Annotated in this window: 30 protein-coding genes; all 30 read left to right on the plus strand. The window is 34.0% G+C overall.

Translation table 11 applies throughout. The features are described from left to right. The first annotated feature begins 14 nt into the window (after nt 1-14). The 30 genes from ACP3VS_RS18590 to ACP3VS_RS18735 all read left to right on the plus strand — a co-directional run bounded on the left by ACP3VS_RS18590 (nt 15) and on the right by ACP3VS_RS18735 (nt 26,630). Nucleotides 15-2,426, plus strand: coding sequence for a hypothetical protein (locus ACP3VS_RS18590; protein WP_426389555.1), 2,412 nt, complete (start codon nt 15-17; stop codon nt 2,424-2,426). Nucleotides 2,427-2,456: 30 nt separating this feature from the next. Beyond that, nucleotides 2,457-2,909, plus strand: coding sequence for a hypothetical protein (locus ACP3VS_RS18595; protein WP_099806354.1), 453 nt, complete (start codon nt 2,457-2,459; stop codon nt 2,907-2,909). 5 nt (nt 2,910-2,914) lie between these two features. Further along, nucleotides 2,915-3,742, plus strand: a complete 828-nt coding sequence (locus ACP3VS_RS18600; protein WP_426389557.1) for a hypothetical protein — start codon at nt 2,915-2,917, stop codon at nt 3,740-3,742. 37 nt (nt 3,743-3,779) lie between these two features. Continuing rightward, nucleotides 3,780-4,625, plus strand: a complete 846-nt coding sequence (locus tag ACP3VS_RS18605) for a hypothetical protein (protein ID WP_426389559.1) — start codon at nt 3,780-3,782, stop codon at nt 4,623-4,625. 4 nt (nt 4,626-4,629) lie between these two features. Next, complete coding sequence (locus tag ACP3VS_RS18610; protein WP_426389561.1) at nt 4,630-6,084, plus strand: ATPase, T2SS/T4P/T4SS family; 1,455 nt, start codon at nt 4,630-4,632, stop codon at nt 6,082-6,084. Then, nucleotides 6,081-7,049: a type II secretion system F family protein gene (locus ACP3VS_RS18615; RefSeq protein ID WP_426389563.1), complete on the plus strand. Its 969-nt coding sequence runs from the start codon at nt 6,081-6,083 to the stop codon at nt 7,047-7,049. Before ACP3VS_RS18610 ends, ACP3VS_RS18615 begins: the two co-directional genes overlap by 4 nt. A 17-nt stretch (nt 7,050-7,066) precedes the next feature. Further along, nucleotides 7,067-7,924, plus strand: coding sequence for a hypothetical protein (locus tag ACP3VS_RS18620; RefSeq protein WP_099806349.1), 858 nt, complete (start codon nt 7,067-7,069; stop codon nt 7,922-7,924). Between the two features lie 60 nt (nt 7,925-7,984). Beyond that, the gene (locus ACP3VS_RS18625) at nt 7,985-8,281 is read left to right on the plus strand and encodes a hypothetical protein (RefSeq protein WP_099806348.1); all 297 of its coding nucleotides are present in this window, start codon (nt 7,985-7,987) and stop codon (nt 8,279-8,281) included. Nucleotides 8,282-8,293: 12 nt separating this feature from the next. Then, nucleotides 8,294-8,683, plus strand: a complete 390-nt coding sequence (locus tag ACP3VS_RS18630; RefSeq protein ID WP_099806347.1) for a DUF4320 family protein — start codon at nt 8,294-8,296, stop codon at nt 8,681-8,683. Between the two features lie 36 nt (nt 8,684-8,719). Beyond that, nucleotides 8,720-9,220 (plus strand): hypothetical protein, encoded by a 501-nt coding sequence (locus ACP3VS_RS18635; protein ID WP_426389566.1) that lies wholly within the window; start codon nt 8,720-8,722, stop codon nt 9,218-9,220. A gap of 877 nt (nt 9,221-10,097) precedes the next feature. Beyond that, the gene (locus ACP3VS_RS18640; protein ID WP_426389568.1) at nt 10,098-10,433 is read left to right on the plus strand and encodes a hypothetical protein; all 336 of its coding nucleotides are present in this window, start codon (nt 10,098-10,100) and stop codon (nt 10,431-10,433) included. Nucleotides 10,434-10,621: 188 nt separating this feature from the next. Further along, a complete protein-coding gene (locus ACP3VS_RS18645; RefSeq protein ID WP_426389570.1) occupies nt 10,622-11,452 on the plus strand; it encodes a hypothetical protein in 831 nt (276 codons plus the stop codon). A gap of 224 nt (nt 11,453-11,676) precedes the next feature. Further along, a complete protein-coding gene (locus ACP3VS_RS18650) occupies nt 11,677-12,000 on the plus strand; it encodes a hypothetical protein (protein WP_426389572.1) in 324 nt (107 codons plus the stop codon). 1 nt (nt 12,001) lies between these two features. After that, nucleotides 12,002-12,502 (plus strand): single-stranded DNA-binding protein, encoded by a 501-nt coding sequence (locus tag ACP3VS_RS18655; protein ID WP_426389573.1) that lies wholly within the window; start codon nt 12,002-12,004, stop codon nt 12,500-12,502. Between the two features lie 57 nt (nt 12,503-12,559). Next, entirely contained in the window at nt 12,560-13,609 is a 1,050-nt protein-coding gene (locus tag ACP3VS_RS18660) for a DUF6094 domain-containing protein (protein WP_206701520.1), read from the plus strand. Nucleotides 13,610-13,636: 27 nt separating this feature from the next. Beyond that, nucleotides 13,637-13,921 (plus strand): hypothetical protein, encoded by a 285-nt coding sequence (locus tag ACP3VS_RS18665; RefSeq protein ID WP_426389575.1) that lies wholly within the window; start codon nt 13,637-13,639, stop codon nt 13,919-13,921. A gap of 32 nt (nt 13,922-13,953) precedes the next feature. Beyond that, nucleotides 13,954-14,688 (plus strand): hypothetical protein, encoded by a 735-nt coding sequence (locus ACP3VS_RS18670; protein WP_426389577.1) that lies wholly within the window; start codon nt 13,954-13,956, stop codon nt 14,686-14,688. 264 nt (nt 14,689-14,952) lie between these two features. Continuing rightward, on the plus strand, nt 14,953-18,201 hold the full coding sequence (locus ACP3VS_RS18675) for a helicase-related protein (RefSeq protein ID WP_426389579.1): 3,249 nt from the start codon (nt 14,953-14,955) through the stop codon (nt 18,199-18,201). Between the two features lie 174 nt (nt 18,202-18,375). Next, nucleotides 18,376-18,909 carry a hypothetical protein gene (locus ACP3VS_RS18680; protein WP_197223620.1) on the plus strand — a complete coding sequence of 178 codons (534 nt, stop codon included), beginning with the start codon at nt 18,376-18,378 and terminating at the stop codon, nt 18,907-18,909. 251 nt (nt 18,910-19,160) lie between these two features. Beyond that, entirely contained in the window at nt 19,161-19,808 is a 648-nt protein-coding gene (locus tag ACP3VS_RS18685) for a hypothetical protein (protein ID WP_426389581.1), read from the plus strand. A 2-nt stretch (nt 19,809-19,810) separates the two neighbouring features. Continuing rightward, nucleotides 19,811-20,314 carry a hypothetical protein gene (locus ACP3VS_RS18690; protein WP_426389583.1) on the plus strand — a complete coding sequence of 168 codons (504 nt, stop codon included), beginning with the start codon at nt 19,811-19,813 and terminating at the stop codon, nt 20,312-20,314. A gap of 153 nt (nt 20,315-20,467) precedes the next feature. Further along, entirely contained in the window at nt 20,468-20,815 is a 348-nt protein-coding gene (locus tag ACP3VS_RS18695; protein WP_426389585.1) for a hypothetical protein, read from the plus strand. 79 nt (nt 20,816-20,894) lie between these two features. After that, a complete protein-coding gene (locus ACP3VS_RS18700) occupies nt 20,895-21,191 on the plus strand; it encodes a DUF2325 domain-containing protein (protein WP_426389587.1) in 297 nt (98 codons plus the stop codon). Nucleotides 21,192-21,337: 146 nt separating this feature from the next. Further along, nucleotides 21,338-21,790: a hypothetical protein gene (locus ACP3VS_RS18705; protein WP_426389589.1), complete on the plus strand. Its 453-nt coding sequence runs from the start codon at nt 21,338-21,340 to the stop codon at nt 21,788-21,790. 465 nt (nt 21,791-22,255) lie between these two features. After that, nucleotides 22,256-23,086 (plus strand): hypothetical protein, encoded by an 831-nt coding sequence (locus tag ACP3VS_RS18710; protein WP_426389591.1) that lies wholly within the window; start codon nt 22,256-22,258, stop codon nt 23,084-23,086. A 27-nt stretch (nt 23,087-23,113) separates the two neighbouring features. Continuing rightward, the gene (locus ACP3VS_RS18715) at nt 23,114-23,659 is read left to right on the plus strand and encodes a hypothetical protein (RefSeq protein WP_426389593.1); all 546 of its coding nucleotides are present in this window, start codon (nt 23,114-23,116) and stop codon (nt 23,657-23,659) included. Between the two features lie 10 nt (nt 23,660-23,669). Then, nucleotides 23,670-23,954 carry a hypothetical protein gene (locus tag ACP3VS_RS18720; RefSeq protein ID WP_426389595.1) on the plus strand — a complete coding sequence of 95 codons (285 nt, stop codon included), beginning with the start codon at nt 23,670-23,672 and terminating at the stop codon, nt 23,952-23,954. 421 nt (nt 23,955-24,375) lie between these two features. Further along, complete coding sequence (locus ACP3VS_RS18725; RefSeq protein ID WP_426389596.1) at nt 24,376-24,735, plus strand: hypothetical protein; 360 nt, start codon at nt 24,376-24,378, stop codon at nt 24,733-24,735. 40 nt (nt 24,736-24,775) lie between these two features. Continuing rightward, nucleotides 24,776-25,345: a single-stranded DNA-binding protein gene (gene ssb / locus ACP3VS_RS18730; RefSeq protein WP_426389597.1), complete on the plus strand. Its 570-nt coding sequence runs from the start codon at nt 24,776-24,778 to the stop codon at nt 25,343-25,345. A gap of 595 nt (nt 25,346-25,940) precedes the next feature. Further along, complete coding sequence (locus ACP3VS_RS18735) at nt 25,941-26,630, plus strand: hypothetical protein (RefSeq protein ID WP_426389598.1); 690 nt, start codon at nt 25,941-25,943, stop codon at nt 26,628-26,630. Nucleotides 26,631-26,900: the final 270 nt, after the last annotated feature.

Genomic DNA, 26,900 nt, shown 5'->3' on the forward strand with positions numbered 1-26,900 from the left:
AGGTGATTTTGAAATTGGCTGTAATTAAAAAATGTGTACAGTGGTTCTGCCTTATGTTGCTCACCCTTTCAGTTTGGTTCATTTTCGAAAGTCCAACACAAGTATTGGCAGAAAGAATTGAGGTCCATTCAACAAAAGTTCCAATACGAGGTAAGGTCCAATGGTGGCAAATTGATAATGGTTATTTTAGAGCCCAGAGTGTTTTAAACGAGGTTGAAGTTCCTATGATCGGTGACCGTGACAACCCTCGACCATCATCATATGAAATTAATGTTATGTTCAATTTGAAGAATTATCCTATGCCAACTACATTTACGGATAAAAAAACTGGTAAATCTTATCCAATATCTGAAGTAAAGGATGTAGAAGCGCTTAATCCAGAATGGGATGAAAACTTTAATGGTGAAACATATCGCGGGCAAAGCAAGAAAATTGTAAATAAAACGTATTTAGAGGTTGTAGTTACTTCTGGTGGTATTTTGAAAACGGAAAAAGTTGAACGATATGGGTTTTCCCCACCACCTGAATCATACCCCAAATTTAACGTTGAATACTTGGTACCAATGTATGTGGAATGGAAAGGTTACATTGATACAGGTAATAATGGCGGTGGTGAGAACGGAGGTGGGGACCCTAACCCTGGTGGGGGAGAATCGTGTCCCAAACCTGGCGAAGTGCCCAAGCGTTACGAACACGAACTTGACCTTATTGTAAGTCGTTTGGACGCTAGAACAGTCGATTTAAACACTAATACTAAAACTGATGTTTATGTAGAACGAGCTGATTTCTCCAGCTCTAGAGAACAGGCTAAGCAGGAATTTAATGATTACATTTCGGATACAAAATCAAAAAAGGCAGATTGTGAAGCTCTAATTCAAGGATGGGAAGCGGAAAAGGCAGCGGCGGAAGCGGCTAAAGCTTCTGCAGAGTCTGCCAAAGCATCATGCCAATCGCGACCAGTAGGAAAAGATGAGCCAGCACCAGACTGTAGTGGTTATGACTCAACAATTTCAAGTGCTGAAGCGACTATTGCTGAAAAAGAAGGCCAAATTAGTGATGGTAAGGCTATGTTGCCCATCTATGATGAAAAAATAAAAAAGGCTGAAGATGAGCTTACCTACATTAAGTCCAATGAAAGTAAATACCAAACAGTTCAACCAGCAGTTGATCTAAAATATGATGGCACCGCTGTTGGTATGATCACAGTAAGCCTATCGGAAGGTCAAAAGCAACGGTATTCTTTCCCAGGTTGGAAAGTAACACAGCAAGGCAAAGATATAATGGCTCAAATAAATAGTAGTGGACCATATGAAGAGTTTGAATATACGGACTTAAAAGGTAGGCAAGCAAAGTCGTTAGGTTACAATGCAAAACTTGGCCATGTTTTATATTCGAATACAGCCTCAAATAACTGGAAAGATACAACCCAATATGTTGCCACCTATCAAGGTGCAGCATGTCCAGTATTCGAATCAGATCAATACTTTAAGACACAAACAGTACAAGATATAGTCCGTACTGTGAATCAAAATGGAAATAAACGTAATATTTACGAAACTTTAACAACTAGCTTCACAAAGCTTCCGCGTAAAGAAATGCGAGCAGGATATGGCTTTGATTACACCATTACTTCTGTATATAGAAACAATGATACTGAACCTGAACCAGCTGAAAGCACAGGGACGAAGGTAGTTGAAAGCTATTTTCCTACATTAGTTGATTATCAGCCATATAAAAGAGGGGGAGCAAAAGTATCATTTGACCTTAATGGAAATCCTAAGCTTGCAGATGAAGGATATCTAGTTGGAATGGATACAAGGGATGGTAGTGTACCACGGAATGAAACAAGAAACTGGATCTTGCCACCAGTTGCAGTCGAAGAGTTCTCTGGCCATATATTCACCATGAATAACAATGATCATTTATATCATCTTGAAAGAAATCTTCATGAGAATCTATTAACGACTGATGAAGATGGAAAAAAATTAACTAAATGGTATACAAATTTCACTGATGAGGATGGTGAATACAGATACCGAGTACGTACATTTGATGCTGGTGTAAATCACTTGCACACTTGTCATAACGGTAAAGTAACTATAACAGGGACTACTACTGGAGACGCTAACAGTAATGATGATTATGTTAAACGTGCGATTGCTCCGGAGATGCCGTTTCCAAGCGTTGAGACGAACGGTATAGGCTGGAATTGGCAGGGGCAAACGAATTATCTAACCGATTTAACAGATTGGTACCACAACTCTAATGTTAAAAAACCAAATGAAATCAAACTCAATGATAATCAGCAAACCTACTATTTAACACCAAAGATAATGCAAGAAATAAATGCTTATACAAAAGAAAATCCTCAAATTATTATGGGACAATTTGTAACAGATAAATTCAATATTCCTGTAAAGAAGTAAGTAGAGAATGAGTAAGAAGGGTGCGAAAGTATGAGTAAAAATTTTGGTGCTTTTATGCTCATAGCTTCAATCATCTATGTTGTCTTTACATTCTCAGTACAATATCTAGCAGTTGCTGATAGCGACAATCAAACCGCAGTAACTAACTCAGCACGAAATGCAATGACTGAAGCTATTAATTTAGGAAATCAGCGAGTTAACGAAAAAGTGACTATTAATGAAGATGTCGCTATCGAAGCAACTTTAAGGATGTATGCTGCAACAAGTGATTTTGAAGATGGAGCACGTTATTTAAATATACATGAAGTAAACAGTGATCCTGCCTATATAGCAGTTGATTCATACTTGGAGATTTGGACACCATTTAAACGAACAGTAAATAAATATTTAGAAAATCCAAAATCAGCGCAACCAAACATCGCTCGAAGTAGAGAGATAGTTATATATGAAGCTAAACCAACAGTTAGACCATCTAAGGAGTGAAATAATTGAAAAGTAAGAAGCTGAAAAAAAGGATAACTATGCTTGTACTAGTAATTACATTAGTATCTTGCCTTGTACTTTATACCAAAGTAACCACTAAAGCAGAGTTAGATGAAAAGACAATTTATGTAACAGCAAATGAGATACCGCCACGTAGTCTAATAACTGAAGATGATATTAAGGAAATAAAACTACCAGCGCGTTCTATCCCCAACGGTGTTCAAACCAAAAAGAAAGACATTGTAGGAAAATGGACAGCACAAGGATATGGTCTCTCTGCAAATTCATTTGTCTATAAAGACAAAATTGTAGAACAAAGTCAATTGCCGGACGCTGCATTGTTAGAACTGGAAGATGGCGAGGTAGGTATACCGCTATTGGTTGATCTCGAAACTAGTTATGCTAATAGTATTATTCCCAATACAAAGCTTGATTTGAATTTTAGAACATCAGTATCGCAAGGGGATCAACAGAAGGTTTTACTTGGTGAATTAGTTAAAAATGCGCGTGTCATAGCTGTAAAAGATAGTCAGGCAACGAATGTTTTCACAATTGAAGGAGATAAAAATAATAAAGAAAATACTAAAGATGTATCCAGAGCAAACTCTAGTAACTTAGCTAAGATCTACATTTTTGCAGTCCCTGCTGAATTGGAACAGATAGTTAATAAAGCGAAGTATATTGGCGAAGTATATCCAGTAGCCACAGGTCACACATATGATCAAAATGCAGAAGTAGTTATTCCTCAGAATGAAGTAATTGAATATCTTAACAGTGTCTCTTATAAGGGTGACATAGAAGTTAACAAGGACAAGAGTTTTAGTATCGACTGATCGAAAAAATAAAGAAAAGGGAAGGTGAACAATTTCTATGACAAAAATTATCAGCTTTTATTCATCTGCACCATCACAAGGTAAACGTACGTTCTCCTTATCACTGGCCGAACTTCTGGCTATGAGTAAATTTAAAACGTTGTATATGGAACTAAACTTGTTTAATCCTGCACTAGCTGTGGCACATAATATTTCCCACTCTTCTAAGAATATTCTGCAGTATTTTCAAGTTGCCAATAGGACAGAACAGTTCCAGGTAGACCGCTTCGTTATTACAAAACAAGATTTATTGTCTGATAAAGAAAATAAACGTAATTATCAAGACTTACCTGATAAGCTCCATTTTCTTGGAATTCCAGAAGACTTTGACCATAGTAAATTTCCAATTATCGTAGACTCTGAGGATGAATATGCAGAAGAAAGGGCTAAAGATTTCATTGAAAAATTCATCATTGAATTAAAATCAAGTGACTATGACTATATAATTTTATCCTTACCAAATGAAATTAATCATTTATTTGGTTTTGAAGTAATAAAACAATCGGACATTATTATTAACACGGTTACTCCATCCGCTGTTCGTTTAGACGAGAATAAGAAAAACATGGATTTCTTAATTAAAGCAGCGCCAGAAGTTAAAGAGAAGACTTATACAATAATCAATATGGCAAGTAATGAAGTTGATTTGCAAACTTATAAAGTATTAGCTGGAGTTGAATCCAATCTACTAATTGCAAATTATGATCCAGCTAGACAAGAGTACGAGTTATCTCTTAAATTTTCATCTCCTGGTATTATTATCGAAATAGAAAGACTGGCATTGCAAATGAAGTTAAGTATTGAGCCAGTAATATCAAAAAAGAAACCACGCTGGTTGGGGTGATTGCATGTTGAACTATGCTGAAAGTAAAAAGAATGTAATTAGATATGGAAATTTCACTATAAACCAGAAGATGAATTTTATTGATATTCAAAGGACTCTATTCATACAGAGAAAACAAAATACGTCTCAACCAAACAAAAAGATTTATACAAAATTAAACTCCTCAGTTATCGAAGCTGTAAAAAAACATTTAGGACAAGAACAATATAAAGATGTATTGAGAAATAGTTTTGGTAATGAACAGAAAAAGAAAGAACTAAAAACGATTATTTACAATTATGTTGCATCAGATGAATTTAATAATAGTTTCAAAACACAAATCATTGGTTTCTCAATCGAAGAAATTACAAATTCTATCCTGGAGAAAATTGCAGGTTTGGGTGTCCTACAGCCATTGGATGAAGATGTGGACATTACAGATATAAAAATTATTAAATATGACCATATACGAGTTGACCATATTATAGATGGTAAATATAAATCCGAAATTCAATTCGATAGTCATGAAGACTATGTGGAATTGGTGCAACGTTTTGCCTTTGCTGCAAACCAAAATTTTAGTCACGCTAAACCAAGTATCGATGTGGACTTTCCTCAAATGCGGATTAATATTGTGGGTCAAGATTTATCACCGAGTATTTCCACACATATACGTAAAGTTCATAAAGAATTACGCTATGACGAAAAGTATATTATTGAGTCCAAACTTATGCCATTAGAAATGATTAATTTGTTGAAAAAGACTTATCCTGTTGTGTCCCAAATACAAGTTGGCTCTAGAGGCACAGGTAAAACAGAATCACTTCGATTTTTTACAGGTAGTCTTCCAAAAGACAAGGATTTATTGATGGTAGAGGACACACCGGAAACTTTCATGGACGAAATTCATCCTGAGCATTCAATTACAATGTGGCGCAATCGTGAAAACTCACAAGATCCTAATAAGCAATTTGGCTATCGTCACCATATCAGGCAAGCTATGCGTCAAAATTTTGACTATTTGTTTATTCAAGAAAGCCGCGGTGAAGAATCTTTTGATATATTGGACGCAGCTCATACTGACAGTATAGTCAATACAACATTACATGGAAATAGCTGTGAGGGTGGTTTGGATAGGTTTATCAGTTTATGCCAGCGTGCACTTAATCAGAATGACAGTTATTATGGAAAATTAATATCTCAGGGGTTCAAAATAGTAAATCATTTCAAACGTGTAGGTAAAAATAGGGTACTAGATGAATCAGTTGAAGTCATGGGTTATGAAAATGGTAAATTTATTTTAAACCCATTGCTTCGATTTAATGAAGTTACGGGTGAACATGAGATAGTAGGACAATTAAGTGAAGAATTATGGAACAAAATTAGTCGATTTCATGCTCAATATGGTAATTCAGAATTACGTGAACTTGAAGATTTTAAACCTAAATCTTTAAAGAAATTGGTAGGTGTTCAGGGATGAGCGTAACATTTACCCAAATCCTACAAGTGGTCTTTTTGATCACAATAGGAATTGTATTTTATCAACTTTTAAGAAGAGTTGAGATTTCTAGGAAAAATTTTCGACATAGAAAATTAGCGAGGGTATTAAAAAATCAGGAAGAGGAAAAATCAGCATTTAATTGGCTAAAGGATAAAAAAATACGAAGGTTTGTTGATTTTAAGTTAATTGCTAAAGAGGCGGAAATATATGGCTATAACATAAAAAAGACTCAATTGATGATGAATTTTATTATTGGTGGGGCTTTAGCAGCTATCTTCAACTTTTTATATTTCAATAAATTCCCTTTCTTGCTACCCGTAGCAGTCATATTAGGTGGATATATCGCGATAAATCTAAAGCTACATAAATTTAGAAAAGCGTATCTGATATCGATAGAGGGAAGCATTACTATCTACATGACAAGTATGACAACAGCAATTAAGACATTCCGTAACCTAAAGGAGTCCTTAAATAGTGTTATCCCATCATTAGAACAGCCAGTTAGAAATGAAGTAAATGAAGCTTATTTGAAGTTACAGGATGGAAAAAGCGTAAAAGAAGCTTTTGAAGCGATGAATGATAAATATCAAATTAAAGAGCTCAAACACTTTAATAATCAGCTGGAGATAATTAATAAGACAGGTGATTTTAATGATGATTCTTTAAGAAAAATTACTTTCAAAATGCAAAAGAAAAAGAAGTGGCGTAGGGATATTTTAAGGGAGCATAAACAATCAAAAAAAACTTGGCGACAATTTGTATTTATGTCGCTATCGATTCCAATAGTGATTTATTTCTTTATGAATGATAGTTTTATCATTATTCGTAATAGTATGATTATGAATTTTGCCTACATGATAGTTTTTGCATATATATATTTTACCTGGAAGAGTTTAGAAAGGTTAGAAATTTATGATGTAACTACTAATGATACTACATTTTAGAAGGAAGGAGAGTTCCAATGACAGAGGCTATACAAATATCAATATTGTTTTTGATTGGAATCTTGAGCTATGTAGTTTTTGATGGACTCAATAATCTAATTGGAAGAAGAAAATACAAACTAAAGTCTCTTTCCGCTTCTAAGGAAGATAGAGAACTAGTAGGAAAATCTATAATTAGAAAATTTTCTTCATTGAAAAATATTATAGATTATATAGCGACTTTATTAAAAGATGCTCAATACACTAATATAACCGCTGAGAAGTTTATTGTGAAAAAGATCATTATTGCTATCAGTTCATTAATTCCATTGCTGATAGTGTATCAATTAACACAGCAAAGGATGTTGCTTCTTATTGGTATACCTTTAGTAATTGTAATGATTGTTAAACCATTAGCAAATCTGAAAGAAGCAGCCGAAAATGCTAGAAGGGAATTAAACTCGGAGCTTTTAGATTATTTATACCATTTCTTTGTATTGTTAAAAAACTATACTCCCAATACAGCAACACAAAATTCTGTTCAATATGCTGGGCCATATTTAATTCCTCATGTTGAACAATTAAATACCCAAGTAACTTTAAATCCCTCAAGCTCTAAACCATATTATGACTTTGCAGAAAGTGTAGGTATACAAGAGGCAAAAGAGTTTGCTTTTACTCTAGAGCAATTTGTAAAACTTGATGCAACTGAGGCTACTGAAGTTCTTGAGGATCAACTCTTAAACTTAGAAGCGTTACAAGAGGAAAATTACAAGGATTTACTTATAGAAAGACCAGAAGCCACAAGAAAAGTTACAAATTTTATGTTAATCCCATTTTTTGTGGTTATGGGGACTATGTTATTTGTTATTTATAGAAGTACTTATAATTTTTAACTTAGGAGAATGAGGTTAATCCTCTCCAAATATAAAAACAAACAAAAAGGAGAAAATAACATGATTACAAAACTTACAAGTGGAACATTTACAGTACAAGGAAAACTAATGGTTGCTAAAGAAAAGGTAAAAGCATTTTTTACAGAAGAAAAGTCTGCCAATCAGTATTCTGATAATGGATACTTAGGATATATTGGCTTGATTGCTGGTATCATCGCGTTGGCAATCATTTCCTCATCAACAGATTGGTCATTTAATGATATAGGTAATTTCTTTGTTGATGGAGTTAACGGGGTACATGATGAGAGTGGATTAAATCAATGGAGTGACAAAACAGACGGTTTCAATCGCAAATAAGGATGATGTTATATGAATAGTTATATAGGTGCAGCTTTTGTGCTACTAATATTATTTCCATTCGCGGTATTTTTACCTGAATTAAGTGTCTATGGTGTACAATCGACTAAGGCAAACAATGTTACTGAGCAGACCACTAAACATGCGGAACTAATGGGGGGAATAACTCCAGAAGTAAAAGCTCGTTTCCAAGAAACACTCGGAGAAAGTGGTTTAAATCCAGCGAACTTCCATATTACTTATAGTACTGAAGGAAAAGTTCAACATAAAGAGAAATTTTCGGTGAAAGTAACTGGTACTTTCACATTTAAAACTTTTAATGTATTAGGAACTGGAATAGGGAATATAAAGGTCCCTATTTCATCTCTTGATTCTGGTGTAAGTGAAGTTTGGATACGGTAACGAAATAATCGCAATGTAGCAGGAGTTGATTGATTAGTGATTTACTCACCAAAGGTTTATAAAATAAACAAGTTTTCGAGGATATTGTATGATAGCTGCTTTCTAGTTCTTAGCAAGCAGAAGACTCCACTAACACGATATTTACTGGCCAAGATAATAGGTAGCGAAAAAGCTATTGAATTAGACTTGTATGAGTTCAATGATTTAGTTGAAGCAATGATATCGAAGTTAAAGGAAGGCTTAAATACACAATCTTTTGATAAAATTGCAACAGAATTAGCGTTACACAAGACAACAAATCAGTTTCAAGAACTTTTTCAAAAGATGCACCCAGAACGTAGTACATTGCAAATGATCAGTTTCCGGGTACCAGATAATATAATTAATGATATAAAAAAAATAAGCGATACAGCTGGTGTAAAATTAGGAAAGACTTTAGAGGTGGCGTTTTTGTATTATTTAGTGGCATTATCCGAAGAGGTCATCCAAATGATTTATAAAACATTTGAATTTAATGAACAAAAGGATACCTTTTAACGAGGTATCTTTTTTTCTGAATTGAGAAAGTTAATTAATGATGGTATAATAAAACTATAAGATGTATATAAAATAATAAGACCATTTAGTGCTGCTACACTAAATGGTCATGTAACAAGACGAATCGCTTCAAAGGCGATTTGCAAGTGATAAAGTAAACCATCTCACATGCTTGCGAGGCAGGGACGGTTTACTTTTTTTGTGTAAAAGTAAATGACAATGCAAGTACAGCGACTATTAGTGTAGTAAAACTAATGGCCACCATCATGCCTTCATATAATGTCATTGGCATCATCTCCTTTCTCTCCTTTTGGAAGAAGAAGATAGGTTAATTTGATTGCCAACCGCCCATGAAACCTCTATCTAGTTACTCTCTTATTATACCATTTTTGACCTCCTTAATATAGTGAAAACAGATAAAATAAGTGATTTTTTTCAGTGAGGAATACTGTTATATCAATGTTTGAACCACCATTTATGGATATGTGAAAATCAATTTGTATATCATAAAAGTAACAAATTGGTCTTTACTTTTTTTACTAACCTTACACTTAAAAGAAACAATATTAGTGATAGTTATGATATAATTGGAAAATAGCACATTTGCATTCTAAACAATTAACTACAAGATTGTATTCTAAAAAAATTCAGTTTGCATTATTTATATATATTGGAATACTTATAAAATATTGGGTAATTACTGTGTATATTGTATGATTAACATAAATAGAGCTTATTTACATGTTATTAAGAAGAAATTCCCACTTTTTTTGTGGGAATTTTTCTTTTTCTATTTAAAATTTGTTCAATATTACTTATGATAAAATTGATACTAAGTGCCAGCGAATAATGAATCCATATGAAGTTGGGGAGAACTATGAACACACCAAATGTAAGATATGAATATTTCAGGTCCATAGGACGTAGTATGGATGAGATTACCTTGCAAGAAATATTTACCGGATATGTGAGCTTAACTAAGTATGCTCAGAAAAACTCACATGTTTCTGGACATTTTATAAAAGAACAGCAAATTACGTTTTCTTACAAAATGCCACTATTAGAAACACACCCTTTATTACGTAAGTTGCCAATAAAAGACGTTACTCATACAATCTCAGCTGAAACGTATGACATTTTAAAAAAACTTGCAGCTGAGGAATCCATTTCAGTGTGGATTTACTTATCTAAATTAGAATCTGAGGAAAGATAAAAACAAAACATACTATAATTTGTGCTATAATTAATTTAATTCTTTGAGTAACTACGTGTCCTTCCAATTGGAAGTGACGGAGACGCATTGTGAAAGCCTTTGGGTATTCGGTAAGACTAAATGTCTTAATCGAATGTTCAAAGGCTTTTTTGTTATTTAAAGATATAACTTTGAAATGAGGAATGCATATGACGACAGAGGAGCTTGTTAGGAGAGGGTTAACTACTTTCCTTTATAAAGGAGAGTATGGGGTTTTTAAAGCGCTTGAGAAGCGTCAGAAAGGTTCTAAGGAGTGGATTAAAAAGGAACTATATCATTTAGAAGGAAACCGTTTTGAATTTAAGGATCTAGGTTATGTATGTAAGTTCATTACTAAAGATGTAAAAGAAGTAGATAATAAATCTTTAGCAGAGTGTTTATCTTGTTATATTAAAACAGAACATCTAATAAACGAAGGAGTGCTTGTGTTTAAGTGCCCTGATGAACTAAAAGATGCTACTGATATACAAGCCTTTAAATTACCTTCAAAAAAATATGCTCGATTCAGCTTGAATAAAAAAGGGAAATTACTCCTCCCCCAGGTACAGGAGGTTTATAATGATATTCCACAGTTTTGGAGTGCATATATGGAGATGGCTATGTACGTAGCAAGAAATAAGCGCTATATGGAATTGCAAACTGCTTACAATAAAATAATGGAGCAGGCTAAAGAATTGGATACAGGCTTCAAAATAGCAGAGGGCAGTCTCTCTATTATTTCTATGAAACCAAATTATGATGGAAAAGGTTTATTATTTCATCTAGGTCAAAGTGAATTTTTGAAATATGTTTCTGTAAATATGGAAAAAGTGAAAGAGTTAAAGAAATTAGGATTTTTACCAAAGGATATTGAGAAGCCTTATATGCAAATAAAGGATATTCAAGTAGATTTACACATCCAGTCACTGGAATCGGAAACAAAGATGTACCGAGCTCTAGATCATCGGCTGGAATTGTTAGAATTACGTAAGTTACATTGAATCGTAGACAGGATTATCCACCTATGGTAACATGGACGTATAAGTTTTTATGTATTTAATTAGTCAATTTGTTTTCTCAAATTCGACGGAGATCGTATTGTACAAGCCTTTGGGCATTTCATGAATAGACGTAATGTGTCTACTCTTGCAAATGTTCAAAGGCTTTTTTGCGTTCAATTGAATACAAAAGGACTTTATAACTTTGAAAAGAGGAGAGATTTACTATGTTACAAAAAATTGTGCAAGCTTCAGATGATATTCTTAATATCGTTAAAGGGGCGGAACAGCAGTATCGAGTAGAACTACGTATAGGAAATGGACAACGAGAATTTTTTACGTTGAAAGCCTGTACTAGGTCTGAGGCTTTGAAAGAAGCGGAGGAAATTGCATGTGCAATTGCTGCTGCTAAACAAAAGTCTGTTATGTACCGTTTACCATCCGGTGATTGGTGTATAGCGGGTGTTAATTCAAAGAACTCAGTAAAAGGAATTGGAAGAATTAAAGAGATGATCAATAAATTCTTCTATGTAGACGAGGAGGACATTTAATATGATTAATAATAGATGTGTTTTCATCGGTCGTCTAACTAAAGATGTAGAAGTGAAAGAAAAAGACAACAATAAGTATACGAATTTCCAATTAGCTGTAGATAATGGTAGAGATAAAACAGGTAATAAGAAAAAGCCTAATTATCCGTATATTACAGCATTCGGTAAGATTGCTGAACATTTGGGTAAATACGGTAAAAAAGGGACGATGGTGGCTATTGAATCTAAGCTAGAAACAGGTTCTTATCAAGAAGGTGGCAAAACTGTGTATAAAAATGACTTTATAGTTACTGCGTATCCGTTCCTCGCTGGCAGCGGTAATCAGGAATCACAAGATAATAGTCAGAACCAACCACCTTTTCATGGCTTAGAAAATCAACCGCCACAGCAATATTATAGTGAACAACCTAATTACGGGAATAACCAACCAATTTATTATTCCAATAATGAACCATCTTGGCCAAATAATCAGCCACGAAATAATGGTTCACACGGTTACTAAAAGATTGAAGGGCTTTGCATATGCAAAGCTCTTTTTTTAATTTAAGGAGGGCACACAATGTCACATATCGGAAATAAATTAAGAGCTGGTTATTTTGCTACACCAATTTCACAAGGGAAACTGGTGAAACAACTATTAGAAATGCCAAATGAAACAACAATTTTAGATCCTACTTGTGGGGAGGGCTTGATCCTGGAGTATATTGCTGCAGGACAAAAAGCCGTTCAAACATATGGTGTTGAGATTGATAAGTCAAGAGCTATGGAAGCGGGTAAACGATTAGGTGTATGTTTACAAGCGCCTATTGAGAGTTGTGTTATCAGTAATAATTTTTTTGGTGGTGTGTGGTTAAATCCGCCGTATGACTATTCCATTAAAGGTTTTAGTGAAGATACAACAGAACGGAAAGAGTATACGGAGTTGCTACGAGGAACGCGGTATCTTAAAAGCGGAGGTGTAATGATTTACATTATTCCTAGTTACCGCTTCGCAGATGCTAAAATTGCAAGATTCTTAGCCACTCAATTTGAAAAAGTATCTATTGGTCGTTTTGGTGACGAGGATTATTATGATTTTTCCCAATGTGTATTCATTGGTGAAAAGAAACAAACAAAAACCAAACTATTCTCGCAAAAAATGTTCGAATACTTACAAAATATGCAGTCTGACGAATTTGTTTTGAATGAAATACCAACATTAGAGCAGTTAGTACAAAAGGGTAAAAGATGGACTTTACCACATACACCGCTAGCTGCACCAACGTTTTATACACGACTTGAAAGTAAAGAAAACTTTATTCCGCTTATACGAGAGAATAAAGGATATCAAGCGTTTAAAGAGCGTTCAAAGCCAAGAGATATACGTTTAAATGGGCAACCCATTATTAATATATCTCAAGGGCAGATGGCTTTATTATTGGCCTCGGGTATGGTAAACGGTGTTGTTGGTCATGACGAACATTTACATGCACTGCAGGGTCTAGAAATTGTCACTGTGGAACATGAAAAAGAAGAAAGTGAAAATGGAGTGATGCATATTTCTCGTACTAAAAGAAGTGTGAGTATAAAGGTGCTTACTCCTGAAGGCGAAGTTTATAAATTACAATAAAAATGTAAAAGGAAAGGAATAATTACTATGACTAAATGGCTGAAATTCGATAACGGCAGAGATCTACTAGATGCTAAAAATGTTACCTTTAGAGATAGTACAAAAGGCTGTATTTTGGTGGATTTTGAATCTATAGGAATCTATAGAGAGGCAGTAGAGGTGTTAAATAATACATCTGATATTGGGGTGTTTTTTATAGATTCTTTAGATGTAAAGAAACCTAATGAGCTGTTGTCTGAAACTGATGTGAAAGAAGCTAGTGATAGATTTAATAAATTGAGATGTATCGCCATCCCAGAAGAACAAAAGTAAATTAGATATGTATAAATAAAGGAGAGTTAGCTATGATATATTCACATCAGATTATTCCAGAGGCAGCAAAACAATTAAAATTAGGTGTTTTTAAAAAAGTTGCAGTTAGGGAACAATCTTGGGCTTTAGGTAAAGAACTCGATAACCATCTACAAGACGACAATGGATATATAGAGGTTATTACGTATTATAATAATAAGCGTAACGAGACTGGCAACTACATTGAAAGTTTGCATGTATATTTTAGAGGGACATTACATGAGTTAAATGCTTGCGCTTATGCTACATCTGAAAGCATAAGTGTTCACCAAGGGGCCAAAATTAGAAATTTAAAGAATCCTACCAAAATAGGGGAAGTAGCAAGTACATTTAAAGACATTGCCGCAGTATTAGAGCAATTTGTTTTAGATGCACAGAAGGTATTAAACATCGAATTGAATAAAAAAATTGACCCTCAATTCGATGCTACAGTTAAATTTCTAGTAGATACTTATCAAGATAAAACAAATGAACTAGAATGTAAGACAGTTCATTTTGCAGCTCATTCACCATCGGTTTCGATAATTCTTGAAACAGGCTGGGGAGGAGATGATTTTTACTTTACAGTTAGTAAAGATAAGAAAAGTGCATCTATGAAGATTAAATTAGATGCTTTTGAACTTGCTCCAGGAGAACGAACTACTTATAGAGAAACTGTAGATGTAAGTAATTGTGACTTCTTAACAGCATATAAAGGATTTTTTTATAATTTTATTAGACGCCTTTAAAATGAGGATAAAGAAATGTTTCTCAAAATCTTCTATTTCGAGAGTCAATCATTTCACTTTGAAAAAAGTTGCAATTTCGTATATAATTTAGGAGATACTTTTTAATTATTTAATTGTCTTACTTTTTTGTAACGACGGAGAACGTATTGTACAAGCCTTTGGGCATTTTATAACACATACCTTTTTGTATGCTGTTTGAAATGACCAGAGGCTTTTTTTGTGTTCTCTGGGAAGTATCAAATAGCTTTGAAAAGGGGAATTTATATGACCGTATTAATTAACTACCAGGAGCATGAACAGCCAAAGATGTTAGATGTGTATGTAAAGCAGGCGTGGCATAGTGCATTTTGTTATGCAGCTGCTTATAAAGAAGTACACAACCGTTATGGTCTTGAAAAGGTACTGCTTTTAGCAGTAGTGTCTGGTGCAGATTCAGCACTTCAATCAATGAAAGCCTGTATTGACATGGGAACTAGTGGCGCACTTCGATTTGGTCATGGAGTGAAGAGCAATACTGACTATCAGTTTCAACTGGAGTATGGTTTAGCTACTGAAAAAGGGCGGTATGAAAAGTTTCCAATGAACTTATCTGGCACAAGAAAAGGTTATATCATTTTACACGATGACTTACTGAACAAAGGGAAATATCTAATATCTTTTGACAGTAATCCAGCTAATGATGTAGCGGCCTTACTGGGTGGTCCACCTTTTGGCTTATGGATCGAGGAAGAGTGGAAACGAATTGTGTATGAAGAGTTGTGTAAACGAGGACATCTAATTCCAGTAGATTTTTACAAGGATCCGCTCCTTTTTGATGATGTTAATGAACATCTTCATTTATTTGAAGTTGCTCTCACAGAGGAACAAGCAGATAACTTAATTAGCGAGCTATTAAAAAGCAAAACCATTTCATTTAAAAGGAATGGAAGCGGGGCCGCACTTAAGGATGTAAAAACTCTAGATAAATATGCATTAGGTTATAACGACATGTTAATTGAAAAGTTAGCTGAACAGGTACGACCAACACATGATGCATCTAAAATGGAGACACATCCGAAGTTTAATGAGTATAAACGTGAGCTTTTCCCAGTTCAAGCGCATGCAAGTACGGCAATAGCAAAACGTTTAAAAACAAAAAAACAAAAGTCAGTAATACTACAAGGTGAAATGTCCACAGGTAAATCAACCATGATGACTGCGATTGCAGATGGGTTATTTAGTTCGTGGAATCCTAAAGGGAAAGATAAAGGTTATCACGTTTGTTTAATGTCACCTCCTAGTTTAATGGATAAATGGCCAAAAGAAATACGGAACACAGTTCCAAACGCAAAAGTCATTGTAGTCCGTAAAACGGAGGAATTGATACGCTACCATGCAAACTGGATGAAAAGTGGAAGACTAAAACCAACGCAACCTATATTTTTTGTTATTTCATACACAACGATGAGAGATGGTGCACGAATACATCCTGCTGTTAGTTGGGAGTATCGTGCCACTGAAAGGCAAAAAGGAGAAGACGATTTTTACAGGGCTGGTTATTATTGTCCATCTTGTGGAAAAGCTCATCAGGCGGTTGAGTCAAAAGAGACCTATATCGATGAAACTGATGGACTTGAGAAAATACGATATGAAACTTATAACATGACACCAAAGGAATTTGGAAAAAGTCGGCGTTTACATAAAACGATGTTTGATCCGAATGCTTTTTGTTTCTATTGTGGAGATTCTTTATGGACCAATAAAGTTGCTAATCGTTATAAAACATTTGCCGAGTGGACGAATCATGAGAAGGCTCTATTAACTGCTATTGCAGAAGGAGATAAACTTCAGATATCATCACTAGGCTCGTTATCAAACAGCAAGCCAAAGTCTTCAAAAGGTCTTATTCGAAAGGTAGCAACTATCGAATATATTCGCCGTAAGATGAAGAATTTCTTTGATATTGCCATAGTAGATGAGGTTCATATGTGTAAAGCTGATAACACTGCACAAGGGAATGCTTTAGGTTCACTTGCGGCAGCAGCAAAGAAGGTTATCGCTGGAACAGGAACATTATTTGGTGGCAAATCAATGGATGTCTACTACTTATTGTGGAGACTATTTCCCACTGATATGGCTAGAAGCGGCTACCGGTACACAGAGGTAGGGCGATTTAATGAGGAATATGGAAATGTGGAAAAACGAACTTTTGTATCTGATAAACCAACTGGTGAAAACAGTAATACTAATTCACGCGGGGGAGTAACTCGTTATCCTGATAAACTGCTACCTGGCATTAGCCCGTTTATCTTTGGTAAATACATGCTTCACAATGTTGTGAATGTCAGATTAAAAGACGTATGGCCGGACCCTGTCCCTTTAATTGATACCCCTACAATTTTTGTGCCAATGGATAAAGAAACATCGGCTGTTTATAACGAAATGATGGGTAAATTCGACTCTGCAGCAAGTGGAGATCCGAATCCTGGTTCTATATACAGAATTATGATGGATTATGGTATAGCAATGCCTGATAATCCATACAGCATTCCAGATGCAACGATTAAGAATCCTGAAACAGGCGATATAACGTTACTTTGGAAAGCTACCCATATAGATACAGCAAGAACAACACCTAAAGAAGCAAAACTGCAGGAGATTATTCGTACAGAAATGGCACAAGGGCGAAAATCCATAGTATACGTCCGTGATACAGGTTCTACTAACCCTGCACGTGATGTAAGACCACGGTTGAAACAGAAACTTGAAGAAATCGGTGCTAAGGTTTGTATTTTAGATACTTCTTCAGCTGCTACTGACAAAAGAAGCCAGTGGTTAAGCCAAAAAATTGAGGAAGAAGGTCATAACGTATGTATTGTTTCGCAAGAGCTTGTAAAAGTTGGGCTAGACCTTTTGTGTACACCGACCTTAATCTTTTATCAATTTAGTTGGTCGCTCTTTACGATAAATCAAGCATCACGAAGAGCTTGGCGTATTGGTCAAAAACAGGAGTGTAGACTTTTCTATTTAGCCTATCAAAATACAATGCAGCAAGAAATGGCATACATCATAGCATCCAAAAATCGCGCGACGGCTGCGATCAATGGTGAAATTTCCTCAGATGGTCTTAGTGCAATGCTAGGGGATGATGGGGACTTGCGATCGATGTTACTGAAATCAGTTAAAGAAGGGAACAAAACTCTCAAAGGTTCAGCTGAAGATTGGATAAGTCAAACATCTGATAGAGCCCGTGAAATATTAGCTAATATAGGACGAACAGATGTAGCCCCTATAGATTCTAAGCAAGTAAAGACTGATGAGAGCCTTAAAAATAATGCAAGCTCATTATTTGATGAAATTGAAAAAAGTGAGCAGATACAGCATAAATCAGCATTTATAAAGACTTCCCCTGATTTATTTGAAATTTTAGAGCAAAACATTATTTGTATTTCTAATGTTAAAAATCTAAAAAAGAAAGAGAAAAATAATCGATCTGTTACAGACGGTCAATTAACGTTTGATTTATTTGATTAGAGAGGGTGATTTTTATGTACGTAATAACATGCATAATTTTCATATCAGTGGTGGTTGTAACGTTTGATTTATTTGATTAGAGAGGGTGATTTTTATGTACATAATAACATGCATAATTTTCATATCAGTGGTGGTTGTAACGTTTGATTTATTTGATTAGAGAGGATGATTTTTGTGTTCGCAATAGCAAGCATAATTTTAATAGCAGTGGTAGTTGGGTGCGTATTTTACTCTCCAAAAACTGAGGAGCTGGTAACAACTCATGTCAATAAGGTTAAAATTTTTGAACCAGTTGAGGAAAGATTTTATTTACCTATCGATGTAGTCTATCCTACGTTTCATTCTTCTGCTGATGAAGCAAATATTTATGAAACAAGTGAGATTTCGGTAACTGATGAATCAGAACTTGCAACTATATTTGGCGAAGGCGTCGACCTTCTAGCTAATGACGAAGAGGAGACTAATGAATCACTCAAAGGAACTAGTTATTATGAGCCTATAGAACGAGGTGTTGTAAGTTGGGAAGCGGATGTCCTTGAAATTAATAGGGACCTTGTCTATCTCTTTATACACCAGTATCAATGTAAAAGATGGTATGTAATCGACAATCCTGACCAAATAGAGGTTGGTGAATCTTTACAAATTACTTTAGATTTAGGTATTTCAGAAGAATTGATTACAGACTATAAAAAAATTCTACTAAATTAAAAACCAATATAGAACAAGAGAACTATTTCAATTTACCTCTTGTTCTATATAATTATTATTTTTTAATTAAAATGTACAAAAAAATTGTCATAATTCATCATTTTTATACAAATTAATTGTAAAATGATAGTTTTTTTGTACCTTTTAATTTCAATGGTTAATCATTTACTATTAATTAGTAATCTAAGGAAAAATAATGTAGAAATTATAGGTACTATTACATATTATGAAAAAATTGTGGGGTGTTAATTATGGGTTCCGTTCTTATAGAGGATATTCGGAAAGACCATCTTTTAGTAAAACTTTTAACGTATGAATATCGACAGTCAGATTCTTTGCTACAGAAAAAGTCAGCAGGAGCTGTCGCCAAAGCTTTATCTCCTGCTTACTACAAAAAATTGAGAAATGAAATTAGTGAATTAGATCAAGTAGTAAGCACATTATCATCATTTGTTCAAACAAACTTTAAATTAGAAGTACGTGTCGATGAAGCGGGGACAATTAACTATAATCGTATTAAAGTGGTTTTTATCAGACATTTTAAACGTTCTACTCGCAAAGGGCACAACAAACCTATTTCTGAACTAGTTGATCAGTTGGATCAAATACTTCCATTTGCAGAATTTATGCACGATGTACATTTATATAGCTATAAATTTGAGTTATGTAATTGTGAAGTACATTTAACCATTTCACTAGATGAGTTAATGGATGTATTTGAAAGACCTTTCGTGGCACCGCGAGCAATACAGCAATGGCATGATGCTATGAGGAATTTTGATAGCTATGCACGTAATCATTATACCTGCAGCCGCTACTGTCCTGTGATTGACGGGGAGCTTACAGAGGAGGGAGCATTATATAGCCTGACACAAAGAGAAGTGCTAGGGGGGAACTAACCATGTTATTACAAGCAGCAGTTAATATAATTGAGCCAGAAAAGTTAGATGTTCAGAAAATGGAATCATTCGTTTTCTCCTGGTTAGCTCAAGACAAGTGGTTAGGGATATTTGATAAGGTAGCAACAATTTTTACAGTATTCTTCTTGGTTGCATGTTTTATATTAATGATGGCTACTGTTTTTAAAGTAGGACAATGGAAAAAATACGCTCAGTTAATGGCCCTTTCTTCAATGTTTATCCTATTAGGTGTACGTGGGGCTCCATTTATATTTTTGGGTTTAGCCACGATTACTCAGATAGGCAATTGGCTAGAAATAATTGTATTAATTGTTACTCAGGCAGTAATTTTTGCTTCGTTGATTGGAATTATTGTATCGATGACCTTCCAACATGGTTATAAGCTAATAGACCATCCAGAATTTAGAAAGAATCACAGGGCTATTTTTACGATGTCTATATTGATGTTTTTAACTGCTACTTTTTTACCAGATTTGCTTATTTGACAAATTGACTACACAATGTTTATTTGTTAAACTCAAGATAGTTATGGAAAAAATTTAAAATTTTAAATAATACAAAGGGAGTACCCCTAACACTAGAGACTAAATGTCTTTTTGTTAGGGGTGCTCTTTTTTTATTTAGAAAGGAAGTCAAAGATGAAAGTTATTTATGTATACGCTAATGGGGAGGCTGCCGCTAATTGGGAAGCTGCTCTAGCTATTGCATCGCCAGCAGATACTGTTGTGACACGTGTTTCAGACATAAATGATTTGAGCTTTACAGAATCCTCATGTCTTTTTGTTGAGGTTAATGAGATTACTCCAGAGATTAACGAACTGAACCTGATTTGTAAAGAGCATAACATCCCTACAATTTATCTAATGGAAAATGTAATTGAAAACTTAATACCATTGCTACAACAGGACCATGTAGTCGGATGTATAAATGAACATTTTACACTAAATGAATTATCCTATGTAATGCAACTCAATGTAAATAATTAATGTTATTATAACGTTAATTATTTACAAATTCTAGTTTCTCTTTTACAATGTAGTTATAACTTTGAAAAGGGGAATTTATATGAATTTAAAAACTATTGGAATCATTGGCGGCATGTACAAGGAGAAAAACATAAAAAAATTTGAAGAAAAATATTCAGTTAATGTGATCTGTAGAGATGGACAAAATAGCAGAAAAAATTATCTGTTTAATATGGCCAAACAAGTAGATTGCTTAGTAATTGTTAAAACATTTTGTGGTCATGAAACGATGTATAACGCTAAAGAGGCAGCAAAGAAAATTGACACACCTATTGTCTATCCAAGAGAAACAAATATGGAAAAGGTAATTCAATCGGCTGTAGCTGCACTCGCTTGAAATGAGGTGACAAGTTGAAAAAGAAATTTGCAATTGTAATTTTTATAATCATTGTTTGTATTATTTCGTACTGGTTTTCAGAAAAAAACCAAGTCGTGCCTACTGATGGGATATATGTTGATAGCATGTCTACAATAGCTTAGGAGATGATTGAAATAGAACATTTTGAGGGAATAAACGGCCTACCACAAAGTATCCCGCTACATCATTATGAACAATTCGTAGATGAAGAAGTTGTTAGCTTAGTTCGTGAACAGATATTAAAAAAAATAAATGAATCAACATTTAGAAAATTATTCCGTGATAATTGTCAACAGTACCAGTTGTTTGCATCAGAATTAATATTAGAGATTTCTAGGCAACAACATCAAACTGCCCATTTTTCGATTAGTAGTATTACACATAAGAATGCATTAATTACTCTTCTAGCTGAACAGACGGTTAGTGTAGGTACACTATTACAAAATGCTACTCCATCTGAAGAGTACATCTTATTGACTGAACTATATCCAAGATTAGTAGCAGTTTTGCAAATGATCCATGTGAAAGAAGCGGAGTTACCTTGCTTTGTTGAGACAAAAAATGTCCTCATGAATTAGAAAATGGTCTCTTTCCACTCTTACAATACAATGGATTACCTCGCTTATTAGGTAGACACCTTCTACATGAGCCGGTTAAAAAAAAGAGTTATGACATTAAAGTCAAAAAACATAACGATATTATCTCTTACTCTGGTTGGTTATCAAGTCCAAAAAAAAAATGTAGTGAAGAGATTGCTTTTAAGTTTATTCAAAATAATGCACTCAAAACAATCTTAATAAATGTTAATGATATTGAAGAAGTCCAGTCCCATATCCATGTCCCTGCAGAGCAAATATCGCTAGAAGAATTTTATCAAATGGAACAGGTTGGTAGGTGGGATACTTTATTGCTTTATATGCAAAAAAGGTTAAAGCGTAATTTAACAAGGCCTGAGCAAGAGACACTTTTTAAAATGACTGATGATATCGAATTAACATACAGAATAATTCAAATTATAGATGGGATATAAGGAGGATGTAGATATGAACGCAGCTCGATTACAAGATGGAACTATTATCGCCGCTAAAGACTACTCACCAGCAAGCCATGGCTTAGATATTTATTGTATGGATATAGCATGTCAAGTGCCGGTTCATTTCGTTCAAGAAGGTAAGAAAATCAGCTTTTTCAAGACTAGTGGAAAAGGTGAATCGGTACATAAAGAGTTGTGTGCTTTTGCCGCAAAAATGACATTCGAAAGAAGCTTATTTAAGGTTACTCAGTTTCAACAAGAGTTAAAAAGTCATGTGGAACCAATAATGGTACGGCTAAATACGAATAAGCTTGACCCTGATTATGTCCCCAAATCCATTCAACGAGAAGAAGATAATAATGAAGTTAATGGGAGAGAGTTAAAAGTAAAGGATGATAGCCCAAAACCACCTCAAACGTTATCATCGCTAAAGAGTTTAAAGAAGCTGTTTCAAACAGCGGATCCTGATTTACTAGCATCAATATTTATTTCTTACAATGGCCATAAGGTGCCAATCACAGAACTAATAAGTGATCAGTATATCGCAGCTAAAAAGCTTTGGAAAGGGACATCGTTGAATGTTAATTATTTTATACATGGAGAGATAACAAGCATTGTCCGGTTAGATAAGGTTTGGTATTTCAATATGGGAGAAGATGCATACCCTTTTACCCTGGTAGTATTTGAGAAATATTTTAAGTACTTTACTTACAAAGATGAAGAACTATTAAATCGTACTATTTTAGTAATGGGACGACTGAAAAAAAATGATTTCAACAAAGAGAAATTTGTCACTGAAATGATTATTAAAGCAGATGCTTACATTGAATTCTTAGACTAATAAGCAAATACGAAGGGGAGTAATAAAATGGCGACAGCTGCATCTAATCTAAAAGAATATCTCACAAATTTTAATTATAGATACATGCTAGATAAGGAAATTAAACGTCCCCATATTCATCAACTGTATCAAACATTAATAAAGAAACACGAGTTATCTCTTCATGAATACTATCCTTGTTGTCTGTTATCTCCTTTAAATCATCGTGCTATTGGTGTTCAATTTCCTATCTGGCAACTCTGGGTATACGACAGATTTCTTTTCAATCAAACGGATGAAATTTTTTCGCTAACGCATGTATTAAACGAAGCACAACGCTATTTTCCACTGACTAGTGAAGCTAGTGAAATTATAAACGAGTATTTACTTCGCTTGGTCCAATTAGGAATGGTCGAGCAATGGGATATAGGGTATCGAGTATTACAGTGGGAGGTGCCTGTAAAGTATAGAACAGGATTTTACCAGCTGCGTATTGGATTGTATCTTTCACAATATCAAGAAGAGACTAATACCCTTGGAATCTCATACACACAACTTATGGACACCTTTTCTGCATATAAAAAGCACGTTTGAAGGGGGAATAATGATTAACTTGGATTTTACGATGATAATTGTAGGAATTGTAGGTATTATTTTAGGGATTTTCAATTTCCTTACAGTTTCTGATCCTCTATCCCCACAACCATTTGTACATTTACAGATGATTTTTGTGTGTGTTGTAACGTATTGCATTATGGATAGAAACCTAACTGGGATTGTTGGGATTGTATCGAATATTTTAAAAGGAATATGTGTAATAGGAATTCTATTTAGCGTTCTTATAATCATCACTGATTATCGTGCAGCACGAAAAGAAAATGAAATATAGGCATGGTAATTTTGTAAATTGAACCTTAGTGAAAAGAAAAATAAGATGAGAGGAATGTTGTTAGATGAATCATTACCAACAGCCCATATTGAAATTTAAAGACTTTAGTATATTAGTAGTTTTATTGTTTATCATGAATTTGGTTATATTTATGGACTATTACAACATAATTGTCCCAAATGGTATGTACAGTGAACTAGAAATCTTAATGATATCATCAGGATTGTTGTTCCACGTAATTTCTATATTACTTATTACAATTCTTACACATTTGTTACTGAAAAAGTACAAATTAGAGATAAGCTAAAAAATTAATCGAATATAATGTTGTGCTTCGTTTAATACATGCTTTAGTTATTGGGATACCAATTACACTCTATATATATAAGCTTTGAGTTTAAGGCATTGGAGGTACTATAAAATGAATAAAAAGGGGATTTTTGAAACAGTTTTTGTACTATTTTTTATTAGTTTAATGGCATATGTTCTTTCAATATCATTTGAAATGACAGCTAAAGATGAACCTGTTGAGCATGAAAAAGAATTAATGTATATAGAAAAGTACTATTCATATGGAAACTTCTATTTTATGTTTGAAAGTGTTACAGATGAAAAATACTACGGTGTTGAAGTAACTGCTTGGGAATTCGATCGGTTGAATATTAATAAGGATGAAATTTTCAAAGTACAAAGTAGAGAAAGTAATGGGAATATAGAAATATTTTTTATGGAAGAGTGGACTAAATTACACGATATTCGTAGTTATGCTAAAACAAGATAAATTATTTAACTAGTTTGATACAAAAGGGGAAGTGATTATAATGATTAATCGTGTCGTCCTGGTCGGACGCTTAACAAAAGATCCAGAGTTACGATACACACCTAATGGTATAGCAGCAACAAGGTTTACGGTTGCTGTAAACCGCTCTTTTTCAAATCAACAAGGTGAACGTGAAGCGGATTTTATCAACTGTGTTGCATGGCGAAAACAGGCTGAAAACCTAGCAAACTTCATGCGAAAAGGAAGTTTAATTGGGGTAGAAGGTCGTATCCAAACAGGCAGTTATGAAGGACAAGACGGAAAGCGAGTATATACAACAGACGTTGTGGCGGATAGCGTACAGTTTTTAGAACCACGTAATCGCAGCGGTGCTCCTGCTCCTCAATATGGTGGTGGACAAACTTACGGTAATAACCAACCGTCCTATGGCGGTGGTCAACCACAACAGCAGTTTGGTGGCGCTATGCCAGGACAGGGTTCCTATGGCGGAGATGCTTATCAGCAAAATCAACCACCTATGAATCAGCCAAACTATACACGTGTAGATGAAGATCCATTTGCTAATAGCAAAGGACCGATAGAAGTATCTGAGGATGATCTTCCATTCTGAGAGACTAAAAAAGGAGATTTGGGTTTATGCGGAAATTAAACGGCATTTTTATAGGAATAATTGCTTTATTTTGTTTATGGCTAGTAATGACAAGATGGCTCCCCTCCTTATTTGAATAAGAGATTGTTAGAAGGTGAATCGAATTTATGTAGAAAGGATAAGTGAATATTTATGAACAACAATTACGATAGTTGGTGGTTTCGTTATGGAAATATTGTAATTATTCTCATAGTGATTTTAATACCAATTGTATTGTATTTTACAAGGTAATTATCAAATTATAATACTACTATCTTTTCCTTGCTGTTCTTTTGGCATCAGGGAAAAGATACTTTACGGAGGGATTTTTACGAACCAACAAGAACCAAAAATTGTTAAATTAATTATCTTATTTATTTTCTTAGCTATAACCATTGTTTTAGGTTCTATAAGGGCTATTAATGAAATACTCTGATGAATTGATTTTGAAAGTAAGGAGTAATACTATGAAAAATTTTAAATAGGTCTGAATTTAATCAATTTATTGAAAAGTGGTTAAGAAAACGTTAATTTAATTGGAAATTGTTTAGATAATAGCATAGAAAGGTATGAATAAATGATCATAGAAAATGATTCAATTAAAAAATTAGGCACTGAATTAAAATTTGAAATGATTGAACTAGTGAAAAAAGAAAAGATAGATATTGTATATACATACGAATCATCTTTTAGACTAACTGCTCATTTCAATTTTGAATACATTGAGAATCAAATAATACCTAAAAACATTGTTGTACCTAAGTTAATAGACAGTGATTTAAAACTAGCTATATTTATGGCACATGAGTTAGGGCATTATTACGCGTATAAAAAAAATCATCGTTTTATAAATAAATGTATTGTTGGTAGTACCAATCCTTATGTGATTTATCAAAATGAAAAACGAGCGTGGAAAGAAGCGAGATGCATTATTGAAAGTTTGGGATATTATCAGGATGCGGTTAAGTTTATTTTTGAAAATGAAAGAAATGATTCATTAAGAACTTATCAGCCCAGAGACACTTTACTTAATAAATATATAACGAGACCATTTTTTAATTATTCTAAATATTGGTTAATCGTTTATTTAATGGTCAGTTTATTTTTCTTATTGAGTCAAAATGACATACCAATCCCTTTTACTTCCCAAAATACAATTATTGAAATAAACAGAGAAGGCTTTTTTTCTGGTGTAAATGGACTGTTCTTTCTACTCATATTTAGCAAGTTCTTGATCTCCTATGTGTTTAAACTTATAAGAGTTTAAAAGAATGTTTCCGGTAAATCACAGTAGCAAGCTTATGCATTACGAGAGGTGAAAGAATGGATAAAAAACACTTTAAATCATGGTTTAAAGAATGTGGCAAAACCTTTTTAAAACAAGGACTTCCATTAATAACACTGTTAATTTTAATAAAAGTTTTTACAAATTGGATTTAAGTTGTTCAATAGAAAGATGTTGTTCAGTGTGCGAAACGTTTCCCTATAAATGTATATACATGAAATGGGAGGGCTGTCACTACAGTCACAACTGATT

This window comes from Lysinibacillus sp. VIII_CA (assembly GCF_049943995.1).
Classification (GTDB): domain Bacteria; phylum Bacillota; class Bacilli; order Bacillales_A; family Planococcaceae; genus Lysinibacillus; species Lysinibacillus pinottii.

Coding starts and splice junctions, on each gene's coding strand:
- ACP3VS_RS18660 (WP_206701520.1), top strand. CDS start 12,560: ATGTCACATATCGGAAATAAATTAAGAGCTGGTTATTTTGCTACACCA.
- ACP3VS_RS18650 (WP_426389572.1), top strand. CDS start 11,677: ATGTTACAAAAAATTGTGCAAGCTTCAGATGATATTCTTAATATCGTT.
- ACP3VS_RS18620 (WP_099806349.1), top strand. CDS start 7,067: ATGACAGAGGCTATACAAATATCAATATTGTTTTTGATTGGAATCTTG.
- ACP3VS_RS18685 (WP_426389581.1), top strand. CDS start 19,161: ATGGGTTCCGTTCTTATAGAGGATATTCGGAAAGACCATCTTTTAGTA.
- ACP3VS_RS18735 (WP_426389598.1), top strand. CDS start 25,941: ATGATCATAGAAAATGATTCAATTAAAAAATTAGGCACTGAATTAAAA.
- ACP3VS_RS18720 (WP_426389595.1), top strand. CDS start 23,670: ATGATTAACTTGGATTTTACGATGATAATTGTAGGAATTGTAGGTATT.
- ACP3VS_RS18645 (WP_426389570.1), top strand. CDS start 10,622: ATGACGACAGAGGAGCTTGTTAGGAGAGGGTTAACTACTTTCCTTTAT.
- ACP3VS_RS18675 (WP_426389579.1), top strand. CDS start 14,953: ATGACCGTATTAATTAACTACCAGGAGCATGAACAGCCAAAGATGTTA.
- ACP3VS_RS18715 (WP_426389593.1), top strand. CDS start 23,114: ATGGCGACAGCTGCATCTAATCTAAAAGAATATCTCACAAATTTTAAT.
- ACP3VS_RS18615 (WP_426389563.1), top strand. CDS start 6,081: ATGAGCGTAACATTTACCCAAATCCTACAAGTGGTCTTTTTGATCACA.
- ACP3VS_RS18705 (WP_426389589.1), top strand. CDS start 21,338: ATGATTGAAATAGAACATTTTGAGGGAATAAACGGCCTACCACAAAGT.
- ACP3VS_RS18695 (WP_426389585.1), top strand. CDS start 20,468: ATGAAAGTTATTTATGTATACGCTAATGGGGAGGCTGCCGCTAATTGG.
- ACP3VS_RS18630 (WP_099806347.1), top strand. CDS start 8,294: ATGAATAGTTATATAGGTGCAGCTTTTGTGCTACTAATATTATTTCCA.
- ACP3VS_RS18665 (WP_426389575.1), top strand. CDS start 13,637: ATGACTAAATGGCTGAAATTCGATAACGGCAGAGATCTACTAGATGCT.
- ACP3VS_RS18605 (WP_426389559.1), top strand. CDS start 3,780: ATGACAAAAATTATCAGCTTTTATTCATCTGCACCATCACAAGGTAAA.
- ACP3VS_RS18595 (WP_099806354.1), top strand. CDS start 2,457: ATGAGTAAAAATTTTGGTGCTTTTATGCTCATAGCTTCAATCATCTAT.
- ACP3VS_RS18655 (WP_426389573.1), top strand. CDS start 12,002: ATGATTAATAATAGATGTGTTTTCATCGGTCGTCTAACTAAAGATGTA.
- ACP3VS_RS18725 (WP_426389596.1), top strand. CDS start 24,376: ATGAATAAAAAGGGGATTTTTGAAACAGTTTTTGTACTATTTTTTATT.
- ACP3VS_RS18670 (WP_426389577.1), top strand. CDS start 13,954: ATGATATATTCACATCAGATTATTCCAGAGGCAGCAAAACAATTAAAA.
- ACP3VS_RS18610 (WP_426389561.1), top strand. CDS start 4,630: ATGTTGAACTATGCTGAAAGTAAAAAGAATGTAATTAGATATGGAAAT.
- ACP3VS_RS18700 (WP_426389587.1), top strand. CDS start 20,895: ATGAATTTAAAAACTATTGGAATCATTGGCGGCATGTACAAGGAGAAA.
- ACP3VS_RS18640 (WP_426389568.1), top strand. CDS start 10,098: ATGAACACACCAAATGTAAGATATGAATATTTCAGGTCCATAGGACGT.
- ACP3VS_RS18710 (WP_426389591.1), top strand. CDS start 22,256: ATGAACGCAGCTCGATTACAAGATGGAACTATTATCGCCGCTAAAGAC.
- ACP3VS_RS18690 (WP_426389583.1), top strand. CDS start 19,811: ATGTTATTACAAGCAGCAGTTAATATAATTGAGCCAGAAAAGTTAGAT.
- ACP3VS_RS18625 (WP_099806348.1), top strand. CDS start 7,985: ATGATTACAAAACTTACAAGTGGAACATTTACAGTACAAGGAAAACTA.
- ssb (WP_426389597.1), top strand. CDS start 24,776: ATGATTAATCGTGTCGTCCTGGTCGGACGCTTAACAAAAGATCCAGAG.